The organism is Kribbella sp. WER1 (genome assembly GCF_054189145.1).
In genome coordinates this window covers 5,066,840-5,082,689 of the sequence record NZ_CM135186.1, presented here as the reverse complement: position 1 = coordinate 5,082,689, position 15,850 = coordinate 5,066,840, and the positions used below count along the sequence as shown (strand labels likewise).

17 protein-coding genes are annotated in these 15,850 nt (G+C 69.1%); 7 read left to right on the top strand and 10 right to left on the bottom strand.

Annotation, left to right across the window (positions count from 1 at the left end):
- Positions 1–3 precede the first annotated feature (3 nt).
- Positions 4–339 carry a DUF1330 domain-containing protein gene (locus ACXJJ3_RS24630; protein ID WP_458164202.1) on the bottom strand — a complete coding sequence of 112 codons (336 nt, stop codon included), beginning with the start codon at positions 337–339 and terminating at the stop codon, positions 4–6.
- 90 nt (positions 340–429) lie between these two features.
- Between ACXJJ3_RS24630 and ACXJJ3_RS24625 the strand changes: the two genes are divergently transcribed.
- The gene (locus ACXJJ3_RS24625) at positions 430–2,328 is read left to right on the top strand and encodes a serine/threonine protein kinase (protein WP_458164201.1); all 1,899 of its coding nucleotides are present in this window, start codon (positions 430–432) and stop codon (positions 2,326–2,328) included.
- A gap of 21 nt (positions 2,329–2,349) precedes the next feature.
- Here ACXJJ3_RS24625 and ACXJJ3_RS24620 read toward each other — a convergent pair whose 3' ends face one another.
- Entirely contained in the window at positions 2,350–3,630 is a 1,281-nt protein-coding gene (locus ACXJJ3_RS24620; RefSeq protein WP_458164200.1) for an adenylosuccinate synthase, read from the bottom strand.
- Between the two features lie 280 nt (positions 3,631–3,910).
- The gene (locus ACXJJ3_RS24615; RefSeq protein WP_458164199.1) at positions 3,911–4,396 is read right to left on the bottom strand and encodes a VOC family protein; all 486 of its coding nucleotides are present in this window, start codon (positions 4,394–4,396) and stop codon (positions 3,911–3,913) included.
- Between the two features lie 57 nt (positions 4,397–4,453).
- Here ACXJJ3_RS24615 and ACXJJ3_RS24610 point away from each other — a divergent pair, with 57 nt between their 5' ends.
- Positions 4,454–5,272 carry a DUF6597 domain-containing transcriptional factor gene (locus tag ACXJJ3_RS24610; protein ID WP_458164198.1) on the top strand — a complete coding sequence of 273 codons (819 nt, stop codon included), beginning with the start codon at positions 4,454–4,456 and terminating at the stop codon, positions 5,270–5,272.
- Here the strand turns inward: ACXJJ3_RS24610 and ACXJJ3_RS24605 are convergent.
- The 3 genes from ACXJJ3_RS24605 to ACXJJ3_RS24595 form a co-directional block, all read right to left on the bottom strand.
- Entirely contained in the window at positions 5,259–6,458 is a 1,200-nt protein-coding gene (locus ACXJJ3_RS24605) for an MFS transporter (protein WP_458164197.1), read from the bottom strand. The two genes, ACXJJ3_RS24610 and ACXJJ3_RS24605, sit on opposite strands and share 14 nt — an antisense overlap.
- A 154-nt stretch (positions 6,459–6,612) precedes the next feature.
- The gene (locus ACXJJ3_RS24600; protein WP_458164196.1) at positions 6,613–7,392 is read right to left on the bottom strand and encodes a 2-phosphosulfolactate phosphatase; all 780 of its coding nucleotides are present in this window, start codon (positions 7,390–7,392) and stop codon (positions 6,613–6,615) included.
- Positions 7,393–7,435: 43 nt separating this feature from the next.
- Positions 7,436–7,843 carry a DUF3151 domain-containing protein gene (locus ACXJJ3_RS24595; protein WP_458164195.1) on the bottom strand — a complete coding sequence of 136 codons (408 nt, stop codon included), beginning with the start codon at positions 7,841–7,843 and terminating at the stop codon, positions 7,436–7,438.
- Between the two features lie 144 nt (positions 7,844–7,987).
- Here ACXJJ3_RS24595 and ACXJJ3_RS24590 point away from each other — a divergent pair, with 144 nt between their 5' ends.
- The 3 genes from ACXJJ3_RS24590 to ACXJJ3_RS24580 all read left to right on the top strand — a co-directional run bounded on the left by ACXJJ3_RS24590 (position 7,988) and on the right by ACXJJ3_RS24580 (position 10,228).
- Positions 7,988–8,437, top strand: coding sequence for an HNH endonuclease (locus tag ACXJJ3_RS24590; RefSeq protein ID WP_355695284.1), 450 nt, complete (start codon positions 7,988–7,990; stop codon positions 8,435–8,437).
- Between the two features lie 12 nt (positions 8,438–8,449).
- Complete coding sequence (locus tag ACXJJ3_RS24585; RefSeq protein ID WP_458164194.1) at positions 8,450–9,214, top strand: GNAT family N-acetyltransferase; 765 nt, start codon at positions 8,450–8,452, stop codon at positions 9,212–9,214.
- 66 nt (positions 9,215–9,280) lie between these two features.
- The gene (locus ACXJJ3_RS24580) at positions 9,281–10,228 is read left to right on the top strand and encodes a type IV toxin-antitoxin system AbiEi family antitoxin domain-containing protein (RefSeq protein WP_458164193.1); all 948 of its coding nucleotides are present in this window, start codon (positions 9,281–9,283) and stop codon (positions 10,226–10,228) included.
- A gap of 9 nt (positions 10,229–10,237) precedes the next feature.
- On the opposite strand, the gene ACXJJ3_RS24575 is transcribed toward ACXJJ3_RS24580, so the two are convergent.
- The 3 genes from ACXJJ3_RS24575 to ACXJJ3_RS24565 form a co-directional block, all read right to left on the bottom strand.
- Complete coding sequence (locus tag ACXJJ3_RS24575; RefSeq protein WP_458164192.1) at positions 10,238–11,194, bottom strand: iron-siderophore ABC transporter substrate-binding protein; 957 nt, start codon at positions 11,192–11,194, stop codon at positions 10,238–10,240.
- Positions 11,195–11,306: 112 nt separating this feature from the next.
- Positions 11,307–12,332: a class II fructose-bisphosphate aldolase gene (fbaA, locus tag ACXJJ3_RS24570; RefSeq protein WP_458164191.1), complete on the bottom strand. Its 1,026-nt coding sequence runs from the start codon at positions 12,330–12,332 to the stop codon at positions 11,307–11,309.
- Positions 12,333–12,539: 207 nt separating this feature from the next.
- Positions 12,540–13,259, bottom strand: a complete 720-nt coding sequence (locus tag ACXJJ3_RS24565) for a GntR family transcriptional regulator (protein WP_130388014.1) — start codon at positions 13,257–13,259, stop codon at positions 12,540–12,542.
- 139 nt (positions 13,260–13,398) lie between these two features.
- Between ACXJJ3_RS24565 and ACXJJ3_RS24560 the strand changes: the two genes are divergently transcribed.
- Both ACXJJ3_RS24560 and ACXJJ3_RS24555 read left to right on the top strand, forming a co-directional pair.
- Positions 13,399–14,418, top strand: coding sequence for an SIS domain-containing protein (locus tag ACXJJ3_RS24560; protein ID WP_458164190.1), 1,020 nt, complete (start codon positions 13,399–13,401; stop codon positions 14,416–14,418).
- Between the two features lie 80 nt (positions 14,419–14,498).
- Positions 14,499–14,924 carry a VOC family protein gene (locus ACXJJ3_RS24555; protein WP_458164189.1) on the top strand — a complete coding sequence of 142 codons (426 nt, stop codon included), beginning with the start codon at positions 14,499–14,501 and terminating at the stop codon, positions 14,922–14,924.
- Here ACXJJ3_RS24555 and ACXJJ3_RS24550 read toward each other — a convergent pair.
- On the bottom strand, positions 14,905–15,846 hold the full coding sequence (locus tag ACXJJ3_RS24550) for a GNAT family N-acetyltransferase (RefSeq protein WP_458164188.1): 942 nt from the start codon (positions 15,844–15,846) through the stop codon (positions 14,905–14,907). The two genes, ACXJJ3_RS24555 and ACXJJ3_RS24550, sit on opposite strands and share 20 nt — an antisense overlap.
- Positions 15,847–15,850: the final 4 nt, after the last annotated feature.

The window sequence follows — 15,850 nt, the reverse complement described above, 5'->3', positions numbered from 1 at the left end:
GGTTCACTTCGCTAGCACGTCGGTAGCACGGTGCGTCCGGTCGACGCCCTCGACGAAGATCACGACACCCTCGGAGTTCTCGGTCCGCAACGGCAGGATCTCCCGGTAGTCAGGCGACTCGTACCAGTCTCTGAGGTGCTCGTAGTCGGGGAACTCGATCACGATCGGGGCACCCTCGCAGGTGCCCTCGATCGGCTCGGGAGTAGCGCCATGCACGATGAAGTGCCCGTCGTAGGGCGCGAGCGTCTCGTCGATCCGCTCCAGGTACTCGACGATCGCATCGCCCATCCGCACATTGCGCAGGTAGGCGATCGCGTAGGCCTTCGGATTCTGTCCCATGGCCTCAGCTTCGGATACGGACTGAATCTGCACGATTACCTCTGACGTCATCAGAACGATCTGGTCTGCCGGGGACGTACCGTAGATGCCATGTCAGTCTCAGGGGGACCGCCTTCCACCCGTGAAGAGGAGGTGGAGGAGCGGGTCGGGCCGTATCGGCTGATCCGGCGGCTCGGACAGGGCGGGATGGGCGTTGTGTTCCTGGCCGAAGGCCCGGAGCGCCAGGAGGTCGCGCTGAAGGTGCTACGGCCGCACGTGGCGCACGACCCGATCGCACGGGCCCGGTTGCAGCGTGAAGCGACCACACTGCAGAAGGTCAACCACCCTGGCGTGGCCGGCATCCTCGACCACGACCTAGAAGGCGAACAGCCCTACCTGGTCACGCGTTTCGTGCCAGGGCGTCCGTTGGACGAGCAGGTGGACGACCGTGGCCCGCTGACGCCGCGTAAGTGGCTCCCACTCGCCGGTTGCCTCGCCGAGTCGCTGGAGGCGATCCACGCGGCCGGGGTGATCCACCGCGACCTCAAGCCCGGCAACGTGATGATGTGCAACGGCAAGCCGGTGATGATCGACTTCGGCATCGCGCAGGCCGCTGACGACCTACGGCTCACCCAGACCGGCCTGGTGATCGGTACGCCGGGCTACCTGGCGCCCGAGCTCATCGAAGGCGAGATGGTGTCCCAGTCCGCCGACTGGTGGGGATGGGCCGCCACTGTGGCATTTGCTGCGACTGGACGTCGTCCGTTCGGCAAGGGCCCGTTCGAGGCCGTGCTGGCGCGAGTGCACTCCGGCCAGGCCGACCTGGACGGGCTCGACCCGCGACTGAAGTCCTTGCTCGCTGCCGCGCTCTCCCCGGACAAGGCGGACCGGCCGACGCAGGACGAGATCATGACCGGTCTCAGCCGGTACGCCGAGGGCCGTGACGCGCTCCCGGCTCGTACGGAGAGCAACGCGGATCCGACAGTGGCCGCTGCATCCCCCACGCGGCTGGTGACGACGCAGATGCCCACGGAGGCGCCGCCGGACGAGCCGACGCCGACACAGGTGGCCGAGCTGGTGCCGTCGGTGATCCCGCCGCTCTCGGCGTTCGCCCCGCTCCGGGACAAGTTCCGCGAGACCAAGCCCCCGGTCGCCGAGCCCGTGCCGTACGCGGCAGCGCCGTACGCCCCGGAGCCCTACGCCGGCGGCCCGTACGCGCCCGGCCCGTACGCTCCGGCGCCGTACCAGGCCGGCCCGCCGGTCCCGTACCAGCAGCCGTCCCAACCGATGCCCGTCCAGCCCGCGCAGCCGTCGCCGGTACAGCCCGCGCAGGCGCAGCCCGAGAAGCCGATCAAGTCCCCGCCGACAGGTCGCCGTACGGCGGTCGTCATCGGCTTCATGATCGCGCTGACCGGGCTGATCGCGTTCACCCCCGGCTTCGGCGCGGCCATCGCGATCATCCTGCTGGTGCTGGCCCGCACCGTCGACCGCTCGAGCACTGCGCTGATGCGGCGCCGTCAGGTCCGCGGCCGCTCCGGCAAGTCGGACGGCGTCATCGCGGCCGCGGCCAGCCCGCTGCAGTTCGCGACTGCCGCACTGGTCACGCTGCCGTGTCTGATCCTGCCGCTGCTCACGGCGGTCGTGGTCGGCGGCATCGTCACCGGCATCGCCGCCTCGTCGTACGGCCTGGACTGGAAGCCCTTGTCCGCGGTCGGCTTCGGTACGGCGGCCCTGACCGCGCTGTTCTGCTCCTGGTGGGGCCCAGGCGGCAGCTCGTTGCGTCGCGGTGCACACATCACCGCCCGCAACACGTTCCGGGCGCATTGGGTCTCCGGGCTGATGGCCGTCGTACTGCTGGCCATCGGCGCGTTCACGTTCTACCAGGCCACGCAGGGCAACGGCGCCGCGTGGGCGCGGAAGCCGATCGAGACCCCGAACATCCACCGCCCGACGCTCGGCGACCTCCGCAACGCACCGTTCATCCGCAACCTCCCCGTCATCGGCAACTGACGACGGGGAGGGCCGGCGGCCTTACAGCTGGACGATCTGGCTGCGCTCCGGGCCGACGCCGATCGCCGAGATCCGGGCCCCGCTCAGCGACTCGACCGCGCGCACGTACGTCTGCGCCTCCTTCGGCAGGTCGTCGAAGGAACGGCAACCGGTGATGTCGTCCGACCAGCCGTCGAACTCCTCGTACACCGGGACCGCGTGGTGGAACTCGGTCTGGGTCATCGGCATCTCGTCGTGCCGGACGCCGTGCACGTCGTACGCGACGCAGACCGGGATCCGCTCGCGGCCGGTGAGTGTGTCGAGCTTGGTCAGCACGAAGTCCGAGACACCGTTCACGCGGGCGGCGTACCGGGCGATCACCGAGTCGTACCAGCCGCAGCGCCGCGGGCGGCCCGTGGTGACGCCGAACTCGGCGCCCTGGGTACGCAGCCACTCGCCGTCCGCGTCCAGCAGCTCGGTCGGGAACGGGCCCTCGCCGACGCGCGTGGTGTACGCCTTCACGACCGCCATCACGCGGTCGATCCGGGTCGGCGGGATGCCGGTCCCGGTGCAGGCGCCGGCGGAGATCGCGTTCGACGAGGTGACGAACGGGTACGTGCCGTGGTCGACGTCCAGCAGGGTCGCCTGACCGGCCTCCATCAGCACGGTCTTGCCCTCGTCGAGGGCCTTGTTCAGCAGCAGGCCGGTGTCGGCGACCATCGGCCGCAGGCGGTCCGCGTACCCGAGCAGCTCGTCGAGGACCTCGCGGATCTCGACGGCGCGCCGGTTGTACACCTTCACCAGCAGCTGGTTCTTCTGCTCCAGCGCACCGGTGACCTTCTGCTCGAGGATCTTCTCGTCGTAGAGGTCCTGGATCCGAATCCCGATCCGGTTCATCTTGTCGGCGTACGTCGGGCCGATCCCGCGCCCCGTCGTACCGATCCGGCGGCTGCCGAGGAACCGCTCGGTGACCTTGTCGAGGGTCCGGTTGTACGGCGGGATCACGTGCGCGCTCGCACTGACCACCAGCCGGGACGTGTCCAGTCCGCGCCCCTGCAGCGCGTCGAGCTCCTCGAACAGCACGCTGAGGTCGACCACGACCCCGTTGCCGATCACCGGGGTGACACCCGGTGTGAGGATGCCGCTCGGGAGCAGGTGCAGCGCGTACTTCTCGGATCCGATCACGACCGTGTGGCCGGCGTTGTTGCCGCCGTTGAACTTCACCACGTAGTCGATGACCTCGCCCGTGTTGCCGAGCAGATCGGTCGCCTTGCCTTTGCCCTCATCGCCCCACTGGGCGCCGACGAGCACGATTGCGGGCATCTCAGCCCTCCTCTTCACGCACCAACCTCACACCCCGTGGCGGCCGGTGCTGGAAACGGTGAAGCCCGGAGACGTTCACCGGACATTCATCCGGCAACGCATCCAGGCTCTTGCGACCAAAGCCTACCGGACCACCGGGCCTGCGTTTCGGGCCTGTCCACAACCTCCGAAGTCACTGTTCACTCAACTGACGGGTTGCCATTTAGCGTGATCACGTGCACACTCTTAGTCAGCGGCCCGCCGAAACTGCCGCAGGGGACGGTTCCGGCGGGCCGCTTCCTCATGAGTTGAGCTCTTCGGGGTTGCCGGCCAGCCACTCCTTCACCCGCCGGTCGGCCTCTTCCGGGCTGACGTCCTCGACCTTGGTGAGGATCGCCCAGCGGTGCCCGAACGGGTCGATCACCGTCCCGAACCGGTCCCCGGTCATGAACGTCTGCACCTGCTCGACCGGCTTGGCTCCGGCCTCGACCGCCTTCGCGTACGTCGCGTCCACGTCCGGCACGTAGTGCACCAGCGACGAGTGCACCCACTCGCCATTCGGAGCCCGCAGCCCGATCTGCGGCATCTGGTCGCTGAGCTGCAGCATCGAGTTGCCGAACCTCAGCTCGGCCTGCCCGAGCCGCCCGTCCGGCATGTCCTGCCGGCTGATCACCTCTGCCCCGAACACCGACTGGTAGAACTCGATCGCCTTCGGTCCGTCCGCGACGGCGAGGTACGGGGTCAGCGAGTGATAACCGTCGGGGATGGGGTTTACCGTGTTCGTCATGCGGCCAGTCAACGTGCCAGGCGCCGTGCCGGTCTTGTAAGAAAGCGACAGGGAGCTTTGACCCAGCCATCCGACAGCGAGAAGGGGATCCTGCATCCCCGCGAGCAGGCCCGGCACCGTTCGCTCAACCGGCTCACGCCGGGTCCGGACGCCGGGCGGTTCGTGGAGTGGTACTGGATCGTCGAGTGGGATCTGGACGAGCCGTACACCGCGGAGGTGCTGCCGTTCCCGTCCGTCAACGTGACGTTCGAGCAGCCGGGCGGCGCGTTCGTGAACGGCGTCTGCACGCGGAAGTTCGAGCGTCAGCTGTCCGGGCGCGGGCGGGCGTTCGGGGTGAAGTTCTGGGCCGGCGGGTTCGGGGCGATCACCGGGCTGGACGTGGGTTCGTTCCGGGACGAGGTGCTGCCGTTGGCGGCGGTCTTCGCGGACGGCGACCGGCTGGCGGACCTGATGTTCGAGGCAGAGTCCGACGTACGGCGGCGCGCGGTGTTCGAGGCGTTCCTGCGGGACCACCTGGCTCCGCCGGATCCGTCGTACGAACTGGTCCGGGACATCGTGTCGACGATGGCGGCGGACCGTTCGGTGGCCCGCGTGGACGAGATCACCGAACGGTTCGACGTGCCGATCCGGACCCTGCAGCGGTTGTTCCGGCGGTACGTCGGCGTCGGCCCGAAGTGGGTGCTCCGCCGGTACCGGCTGCACGACGGCGCGGAGCTGCTGGCCAACGGCGAGGTCGCCGAGCTCGCGGAACTGTCCGCGTCGCTCGGCTACTTCGACCAGGCGCACTTCTCGAAGGAGTTCAAGCAGCAGATCGGCCTCACGCCGGCCGAGTACGCCGCCCGGGCCGCCGCCGAGCGTCAGGTCACCTACCGCTGACCTTCACCGTTACCGCCATCGCCAACGCGCACGTTGCCGCGGCCAGCGCGACCACGAAGCCGTACTGCGCACTGTGCCCGTCGACGACCCAGCCGGCGAACGCGGACCCGAGCGCGATCCCTGCCGCGCCACCCGAGTTGATCCAGGTGAAGGCCTGCGTCAGGATCGCGGGCTCGACCGCAGACTCGGTCAGCACTGCCGACAGCGTCTGGAACGGCGCGATCGCCAATCCTGGCAGGGCCAACGCCAACGCGGCCGCCAGGGGTGTGTGCACCATCAGCAACGGCAAGCAGCTCACGGCAAGCCACACGAACGCCGCGACGAACTGTGTCTCCGGCGCCGTGCGCCAACGCTTTGCACCGTAGGCGAATCCAGCGAACAGGCTCACCAGGCTCGTGACGCTGTAGAGCGGCCCGGCCAGGCCCGGCACACCTCGTGACACTGCGAAGGCTGTAACGGAAACCTGCATGCTGCCGAAGAAGAGGCCGATGCCGAGGTTCGTACCGACCAGCCCAACGAACCGCTTGTGCAGCAGGCGCTTCGCACTCCCGTGCTCGCCCGGTGCGGTCGGCGGCGGCGCAGTACCCCGTTGCATCGCCAGCAGGAAGCCACCGGCCAGCAGGAGGCCCGTGGCGAGCATCGACCCGGCTGCCGGCGTTGTCGACGAGCTGATCACGCCGACCAGCCCAGGACCGACCATGAACGCGACACCGACGCTCAGCGCTTCCAGAGCGAACGCCGACGACAGCAACGGTGTCTCGCGCAGCGCATACGCCCAGCGGGCGCCTGTCTGCGCACTCACCTGCGGCAGCGATCCGCCGGCGAGGACACCTGTCAGGATCAGCGGCCACAGCGGTGCGCCGGTGATCGTGAGGCTGATGAGCAACGCCATCATCGTCGCGTGCGCGAGCAGGGTGAACGGCAACATCCGGGTCTGACCGAAACGGTCGATCAGCCGCGCGACCTGCGGTCCGGCGACCGCCTCGGCGACGGCGAAGCCACCGGTGACGCTGCCGGCCGCGGCGTACGAGCCGGTCGATCCGTGCACCAGCCAGACGATGCCGAGACCCGTCATCGCGATCCCGATCCTTGCCGGGGCCGCCGCGAAATAGAACTTCCAGGCGCCCGGAGTCCGCAGTACCTCCGCGTAAGTGGGCGCGCCGATCCGTCCGGTGAGAGCCGGCACGGTGTGACCTTCCGCTGCCCGATGGGGCGGGGACCCGACCGTGGGCGTCCAGCTTCGCCGGTCTGTCCGTCCGCCTAGAACCGTCCATGTTCGGCAAGAAGCGGGGACGCTCGCCGCTTGCCGGCACTGTCAACGGGCAGAAACCTCGAGTGGTTCAGGTTGACCGGAACAGTCTACCGTCCACGAGCACCGGCACGACACCGCTCTCGTCGACCTCGGCCGCCACCTCGACATCCTCCGCGAAGCCGTACTGCGCCAACTCCCGACCGCCCGCGCACTCGCGCAACTGCCCGGACAACTCATCCTTCACCGCCTCGTACGCCGCCACCGCCGCACGTGCCTCCGGCGACAGGTCCTCGCTCCGGAGCGCACCGAGGTCCTCACGCCGGAGCGCGCTGAGGAACCCACCGGCGCCCCACAGGTCCTCGACCGCCGGCCGCAGCGACTCGTCCTTCCACCGCTCCCCCGCGGCAATCGCGACCACCTTGGGCCTCGGCCCGTCGCCGGCGGCTCGGACCCGCTCGGCCACCCATTCCGCGGCGGCCCGCCGATTACGCAACGACACCGCGATGACGGTTGCGCCGCTGTCGGCGAGCTGCTGCGCGATCGTCGATCCGTTCGGCGACGGCAGCACCAGCCTGGTGATTCCGGTCACGCTCCTGATCGACACCGGCGACAGGCTCACGTCCCCCGGCCCGGCCGCGGAGCGCCCGACCGCCAGCATCGCGCCGTACTGCTCGGCGTACGTCACAACGCTCTCGTCGCGCCATCGGTACGGGTACACGTCGATGCCACGGTCGACCGCGACCGTCACCGCCGTCGTGAACGACAGCACGTCGACGACCGCGACGATGTCTCCGGCAACGACCTCCGCGCCGACCGGTCCCCAGTCGAACCCGGCACCGAATCCGTCCTGTGCGTAAGGGCTGGTCACCCGGCAGATCATCCCGCCGGGAAACCAGCCCCACAAGCAGGTTTCAGCTCAGTTCGTCGGCCGCCGTCGGCGACGAGTCGCGCAGGAACGTGACGCAGCGCTCGGCCTCGTCCTTCTCGTCGATCAGCGTCGCCGCCTTGCCCAGCGCGGCCAGCGCGCGGAGGAATCCGCGGTTCGGTTCGTGCTCCCACGGGACCGGGCCGTGCCCCTTCCAGCCGTTCCGCCGGAGCAGGTCGAGCGCCCGATGGTAGCCGGTCCGCGCGTACGCGTACCCCTCGATGGTCCGGCCGTCCGCGAGCGCGCCCTCGGCGAGCACCGCCCAGGCCAGCGAGGACGTCGGGTGCTTGGCGGCGACGTCCGCCGGAGCGGCCCCGTCGGCGAGTTCCGCCGCGGCCGGGTCGACCGGTAGTAGTGTCTCGGGTGGACCGGAGAGCAGATTGTTCAATTCCATAAGCACATCTTCGCCGATCACGCAGCCGTACCGGCACGTGACCGTCTGACGAAATCCGTTGACCGTTCACCCGGCGGCCACGGATGCTTGAGACCCTCGCTCAAACCGCCGTGGTTCCCAGCTACGGCCGGAAGGAGGCACCGGATGAGCGTCATAGTCCTGAACGCGTCGTACGAACCGCTGCACACCGTATCGATCCAGCACGCCATCCGGATGCTGGTTCGTGAGGTCGCAGTGGTCGAAGAGGCGCACGGAGAGCGAACTATCGGCCCTTTTCCAGTCCCTCGCGTCCTCCGGCTGGTCCGCTACGTGGTGACGCATTGGCGCTACGCAGCCGGCCGGATGAAGTACAGCAAGCACGGCGTCCTGCGGCGGGACAAGTTCCGTTGCGCGTACTGCGGTCTGGAGAACGCCGACACCATGGACCATGTCCAACCCAGGTCCCGCGGCGGCCGCACCGAGTGGCTGAACGCCGTCGCGGCCCATGCCTCCTGTAACGAGCGCAAGGGCAACCGGACACCGTCCGAGGCCGGCATGCCCCTCCTCTGGCAACCCTGGGTACCAACCCGCGCGGAGCTCGTCATAGACACATGACGGGCCTTTTTTATGCCCATTTCCCTCCCGTCGGGCCGCCCGCTCGAGATCACCACCCTCGCCGCCCGCCCCCACCTGTCCCACGCCCCGATCGCGGCCGGCCCGTGGCCTGCCTTCATGCGCCACAACCACGTCTCCGAGGCGTACTTCCCGCAGACCGTCACCACGTTCGCCTCCACCTGTCTGATCGCGACGTCCGACGGCCGTCCGGTCGGCGACGCCCACGCCGTCCAGCTCTCCAGCGCCGGTCGTGATCCCTTTCCCTCGGGCGGTTGGGAACAGGCCGTCGTCCGGGCCTTCGCCGATGCGCGCAACAACGTCCGCCCGGATGTCGCCTGCGCGCTGAACATCAGCGTCGCGCACGACTTCCAGGGCGAAGGCGTCGCCGCGCTCCTCCTCGACGCCCTCCGCTCCGCGGCCGCCGAGCTCGGCCTCCGTGCCCTCGACGCCCCCGTCCGCCCGACCCGCAAGCACCTCGAACCAACGCTCCCCATGCAGGAGTACGCCGCCCGCACCCGAGCCGACGGCCTACCCGCCGACCCTTGGCTTCGCACCCACGTCCGCGCCGGCGGGCGGATCACCGCCATCGCGCCCGCATCGTGGGTGATCGCCGGCTCGCCGACCGACTGGCGCGACTGGACCGGCCTGCCGTTCGACACCACCGGACCGGTTGTGGTCGACGGCGCTCTGGTGCCGGTGGAGTGCGACGTGACCGCCGACCGCGCGGTCTACGTCGAGCCGAACGTCTGGGTCCGGCACGAGTTCTCCACAGGTTGAAAGTCGGCGGTCGGCGAGGGGCCGAATCGCGGCAAGTTCTAGGGCATGAATCCTCAACTCGCTGTGATGGCGTCGATTCGCGGTGGTGTCTTCACCCGGGCCGACGCCCGCGCTTGCGGATATGCCGACCATGACATCGACGCCCTGCTGAGATCCGGTCAGTGGCGGCGGATCCGCCGCGGCACCTATGCCGCCAGACGGTCCCTCATGCTCGTCACCGAAGAGATCCTGCACCTGCGCCGCACCTATCGCGTACTACGCGCCGGCGGCCCGGACACCTTCGCCAGTCACCAGTCAGCCGCGGCCCTGCATGCCTTACCTGTCTGGGGTCTCGACCTCTCCCGCGTGCACATCACAGCTCCCGACGGCCGCTCCGGACGGTTCCGCGGCGTCCACCGCCACATCCGCGATCCGGTCGGCCCAGGCCTCCAGGTCTGGAACACCCTGCGGCTGGTGTCGCCCGCTCGCGCCGTCGTCGAGGTCGCGGCAACCGCGCCCACCGGCCCCGCGGTGGTGCTCGCGGACGCCGCGCTGCACACCGGCATGGTCGACCGCCGCAAGCTGCACCAGGCGACCACGTTCCTTGACCACGGCAACAAGCGCGCCCTCAAGGTGCTGAGCCAGCTCACCGGCGCGGCCTCGATCGCCGAGTCCCGGCTCCGTCATCTCCTCGCCGCCGCGGGCCTCCCGGACCCGAGCCCGCAGCCGCCTCCCGACGCCGAGGAGCCGGACCCCGACGACCCGGCCGTCGAAGGTCTGTGGTTCCCCGACGAACGCACGGTGGTCGAGTTCGAGCCGCGTTTTCCCTTCTCCACCGAGGATTCCGAGGCCGCCACCGACGACCCGCTCCCCGACCCCTCGAGCACCGACGGGCCGCAACCCGTCGAACACTGCTGGATCTCCTGGACCGATCTCGACGACCCCGCGACCGTGGCCGACCGCATCCGAACCACGTTCACCCGAGCAGCCCGCCGTACCGGCATCCGGCATTTCGACCTGGCCCGGGTGCGATGACGAGAGGAGTCACCCCTTGCTCTTCAACGCAGTGGCAAACAGTGGAACGACCTTGTCCAACGCATACCCGACCGAGAGGACCGTGTCGGTGGCAAACGCAGAGCTGATGGTCTTGTCGTCGAAGACGACCGCCCGCCCGGCCTTCACCGACGCCACGGCGCGGTACAACGGATCCCCGGTGATCTGGCTCGCCGGGATCCCGATCGGCGTCATCACGGTGAGATCCGCGTCCAGCATGCCGAGGTTCTCCCGGGAGACCGGGACCGAGAAGTCGCCGGTCGCCTTCGCCTGCACTGCCGGGTTGTTCCGGAAGCCGAGCCGTTCGACGAAGTCGACCCGCCCGGTCCCCGAGACGTACGCGCCGTATCCCTCGCTCGTCCTGGCCCCGAGCGTGATCGTCTTCCCGGCGAAGTCCGGATGCTCCGCCTTCGCCTGGGCGAACTTGCCCTCGGTGTCCGCGATCAGCTTCCGTCCCTGGTCCACCCGGCCGAGCGCCGCGGCGATCATCTCGGTCTGCTGCTTCCAGTTCGTCTTGTACGCGTCGCCCCCGGCCGGTACGCCGATCGTCGGCGCGATCGCCTTCAGCGTGTCGTACCGGTCCTGCTTGCCGCTCGACTTCACGTCCAGGATCAGATCCGGCCGGAGTGCGGCGATCTTCTCGTACTGCGGTTCGAGCGTGTTGATCAACTGCGGCGCTTGCTGGTACCGGCCCTTCGCCCAGGGCCCGACACCGTCGCCGCCGAAGGCAAGCCAGTCACTGGCCCCGATCGGCTGCACCCCGAGCGCGAGCGCGGTTTCGGCATCGCCCCAGCCGAGTGCGACCACCCGCTTCGGCTCCGCCGGCACCGTCACCTCGCCGAACTTCGTGACCACCTTGGCGGATGCCTCCGACTCCGGCGACTCGGGCTGGGAGCCACAAGCAGCGAGCAACAGGCAGACGAGGACCACGACAAAGGATGTGCGCATGCACCTAAGGATAGGCTGCCCTAACTTTTACTACGCACAGGCCCGGAACGTGCAACAGGCCCGCCCGGGGAAACTCCCCTGGACGGGCCCGCTCGGAACAGCTCTCGGAACGTCAGGCGTTCAGCGACGTACCGGTCGAGCGCAGGCTCTCGCACGCCTCGCCGACGCGGTTCGCCATGCCCTCTTCGGCCGCCTTGCCCCACGCCCGCGGGTCGTAGGCCTTCTTGTTGCCGACCTCGCCGTCGACCTTCAGCACACCGTCGTAGTTCAGGAACATGTGCGCCGCGGCCGGCCGGGTGAACGCGTACTGCGTGTCGGTGTCGACGTTCATCTTGATGACGCCGTTGTCGACCGCGGCCCGGATCTCCTCGAGCGTCGAGCCGGAGCCGCCGTGGAACACCAGGTCGAACGGGCGCTCCTTGCCGACCTTGGCGCCGACCTGGTCCTGGATCTCGGCCAGGATCTCCGGGCGCAGCTTGACCGCGCCCGGCTTGTAGACGCCGTGCACGTTGCCGAAGGTGAGCGCGGTCAGGTAGCGGCCGTTCTCGCCGGTGCCGAGCGCCTCCACCGTGGCCAGACCGTCCTCGACCGTGGTGTAGAGCTTCTCGTTGATCTCGTTGGCGACACCGTCCTCCTCGCCACCGACCACGCCGACCTCGATCTCCAGGACGATCTTCGCCGCGGCGGCCTTGGCCAGCAGCTCCTTGGCGATCTCCAGGTTCTCGGTCAGCGGCACCGCGGAGCCGTCCCACATGTGCGACTGGAACAGCGGGTTCTCACCGCGGGCGACGCGCTCGGCGGAGATCTCCAGCAGCGGCCGGACGAAGCCGTCCAGCTTGTCCTTCGGGCAGTGGTCGGTGTGCAGCGCGATGTTCACCGGGTAGTTCTTGGCGACCTCGTGCGCGTAGGCGGCCAGCGCCACGGAGCCGGACACCATGTTCTTCACGGTCGGGCCGGACAGGTAGTCCGCACCACCGGTGGAGACCTGGATGATGCCGTCCGAGCCCGCCTCGGCGAAACCGCGGATCGCGGCGTTCAGCGTCTGCGAGGAGCTGACATTGATGGCCGGGTAGGCGAAGCGGTTCTGCTTGGCCTTGTCCAGCATCTCGGCATAGACCTCAGGGGTTGCAATAGGCATGTCTCGCGGTACTCCTCACAACACAGTTCTTGTGGGTTCGGCTCCAGTATTGCCGCCGGGCACTTCGTCGGATCCGGCGGCCCACCTGGCGAACCGGCCCGGTGGCCGGGGAGCGATCGTCAGGGATGCAGACCAGTTGGTGAACAGGATCGATCCAGTTCGTGGCGTCCGGATGTCCTCCGGGAGCGGAGGACGGTCCGGGCTCGGTCAGGCGGACCCGGTTCGCGGGCCACGCGGAGTCAGGGCCATGTGCAGCCGGTAGCGGTCGGCACGGTACGCCGACCAGGACAGCTCGACGACCTTGCGGCCGGCGAACGTGGTGCGCTCGAGGACCAGCAGGGGTGCCCGCCGGGCCACGCCGAGCACCCGGGCGACATGACCGTCGGCGTTGTCCGCCCGGACGGTCTGCTCGCCGGAGGTGACGACGACGTCGTACTCGCTCGCGAAGACGTCGTACAGGGTGCCGAGCTCGCGGCCGAGCAGGCCGGGGAAGAGCGCGGACGGGTAGTAGCCGACCTCGTAGGCCATCGGCGACGCGTCGGCGGTGCGGAGCCGCTCGACCCGGATCACCTTCGTGCCCTTGGCGACCCGCAGGCCCTTCGCGGTCTCGTCGGAGGCCTCGATCTCGCTCGCCGACAGCACCACGGTCCCGGGCTCGAGCCCGCGGGCCCGCATCTCCCGGGAGAACGAGGTGAGGTGCAGCTGGGAGTCGACCTGAGGGCCGGTGACGAAGGTCCCCTTGCCGTGCACCCGTTCCAGCGCGCCGGACTCGACGAGGTCGCTGATCGCCTGCCGGACGGTCACCCGGGAGACGTTCAGCTTGTCCACCAGGGCGCGCTCGGAGGGGATCGGGTCCCCGGGGTGCAGCTCGACGTCGATCAGCCGTTCCAGCACCGATCGGACCTGGGCCCGCTTCGTCGCCACCATGGAATCTCGATCCTCCAGACCTGGGCGGGCCTCGGGGGTGCCCCGGGGCGCCGCTCACTGCTATCGTGCGCAGCATACCTGTTAAGACCAGATAGGACCAGTGATCGCAGTGGTGTCTGTCCCCGCTCGGGAAACTCAGATGGCGGCCGAGATTGCCGAGCAGCCGGCCGCGCTCGCGGCGACGTTCGAGCATGTGCTGCCGCTGCGGCACGACATCACCCGGCTGGCCGCCGGGCGCCGGAACGTGATCTTCGTGGCCCGCGGCTCCTCGGACAACGCAGGCGTGTACGGCCGCTACCTGACCGAGATCCACGCCGGCCGGCAGGCGTCGCTGGCGGCGCCGTCGGTAGCCACGCTGTACGGCGCGAACCTCGACCTCTCGAACTCGCTGGTCGTCGCGGTCAGTCAGTCGGGGGCCACCCAGGAAATCGTCGACACGGCCGAGTGGGCCAAGCGCAACGGCGCCGCGATCGTCGGCATCACGAACGACGGCAACAGCCCGCTGGCGTCGACGGCCGACGTCGCGCTGATCACGCAGGCCGGCAAGGAGCTCGCCGTACCGGCCACCAAGACGTACACGACGCAGCTGGCCGCGATCACCGTCGCCGTCGACGCGCTCGCGCCGCGGCCGGGGACGCTGGACGCGGACATCGCCCGGGTTCCGGACGCGGCCACCAAGATGCTGTCGGGTTCGGTCGAGGCGGCGGCGGACCTGCTGGCCGGCGCGCACGACGTCCTCGCGAGCGGCCGGGGGCTGACCTTCGGCACGACGCTCGAGGTGGCACTGAAGCTCGAGGAGACCTGCCTGCAGCCGGTCCGCGGACTCTCGTACGCCGACCTCAAGCACGGCCCGATCGCGGTCGTCGACTCCGACCTGGTGACGATCCTGGTCTCGGCCGGCGAAGGCCCCGCGCTGCCCGGCATGACCGAGCTGGCCGGCCTGGTCCGCGAGAAGGGCAGCAAGATCCTCGGCATCGGCGGCGACCCGACGTTCGCGTCCCGCTGCGACGTGAACCTGGCCGGACCGGAGCTGCCCGAGACGCTCGCGCCGCTCGCCCTGGTCATCCCCGCCCAGCGCGCCATCGAGCTCCTGGCCCGCAAGCTCGGCCTCGATCCCGACGCGCCCCGCGGCCTCCGCAAGGTCACCCAGACCGACTGAACAAAGTGCTCACTCGGTGAGCACTTTGACTGGAATCGTGGTGGTCGTCAACCAGGAAGACCTGCGAGAGGACCACCACGATGTTGCGAGGATTTGCGACCGTCAGCTTCTACGCCACCGACGTGAAGGCGGCCCGGGACTGGTACGAGAAGCTGCTGGGCGTCGAGGCGTACTACGCGGTGCCGAGCGCCGAGGATCCGGCGTATGTGGAGTTCCGGCTCGGGGATCTGCAGGCGGAACTGGGGATCATCGACGCCAAGTACGCCACCCACCAGGTCGGCGCGGCCGGCGGCGCGATCATGTACTGGCACGTCGACGATCTCGAAGGCACGCTCGCCCGGCTGCTCGAGCTGGGCGCGACCGTCCACGAGAACATCGTTGACCGAGGCAACAACACGGGCTTCCGCACCGCGTCGGTCGTCGACCCGTTCGGCAACCTCCTCGGCATCATGACCAACCCGCACTACGCCGAGGTCATCGATAACCTCAGAAGTCGATCCGCATGACCAGCCGTCGATTCCCCGGCCGGCTCACCTCGACGAACCCGGCATCAGCAAACGTCGCAAGGGTTCCGACCGACCCACCGTCCACCAGATCCGGATACCCCTCGATGGCGCGAGCCCCGCGCTCCCGGGCGAACCCCACCGCGGCCTTCGCCAGCATCCGGCTGATCCCCCGCCGCCGATACCCGAGCCGAGTGACGAAGCACGTCACCGTCCACACCGACCCATCAGCCTTGTCCTCGTCCCGCTCCATCCAAGGAACCCGGTAGTCCCGCAACAACCGCGCATGCCCCACCCGAGGAGCCACCGCACACCACCCCACGGCATCTTCAGCAAGGTAGGCGATCAAGCCGGTAGTTGTCGTGGCGTCCGGCTTGTCGCAGGCGGTCTGATCTCGGAGACGAGCAGCCAGTTCCTCGGGACCTTCCGAAGCCCACGACTCCTTGGGAAGCATCCGAAACCGCTGACACCAGCACCGGGAGGCATCCCCCGCATCCCCGAAGATCGCCTGCACGTCGAACCATTTCGCCTGATTGGCCGGGACGATCGTGAGCTCCTCGGACCGCACAGGTTCGCGCGAGCCCACGGCCCGGACCGCCCGCCGCGGTGCGGTCTTCGGCGTACCCTGCCGCGGTTTACGTGGTTCGAAGCTGACGTGAAGCTCCACAGCCTCACCGGCATCCAGGCCGGCAGGTTTCCGTACCGCGTCCTTCAACGGAAGGAGATAGGCGCCGTCCCGCGACCAGAGCGAGGTAGTCCACTCGGTGCTGTTCAGCGAAGCCCGCACCGGAACAGTTCCCCACGACGAGCCGAACTCGGCAGCCGCGGTTCGCAACGCGGCACCGATTTCGTCCGGGACGGCGACGAAGTAGTACGGCGCCGGACCGCGCCACTCAATGATGGCGCCGACGAACGTGTGGTCCATGCGC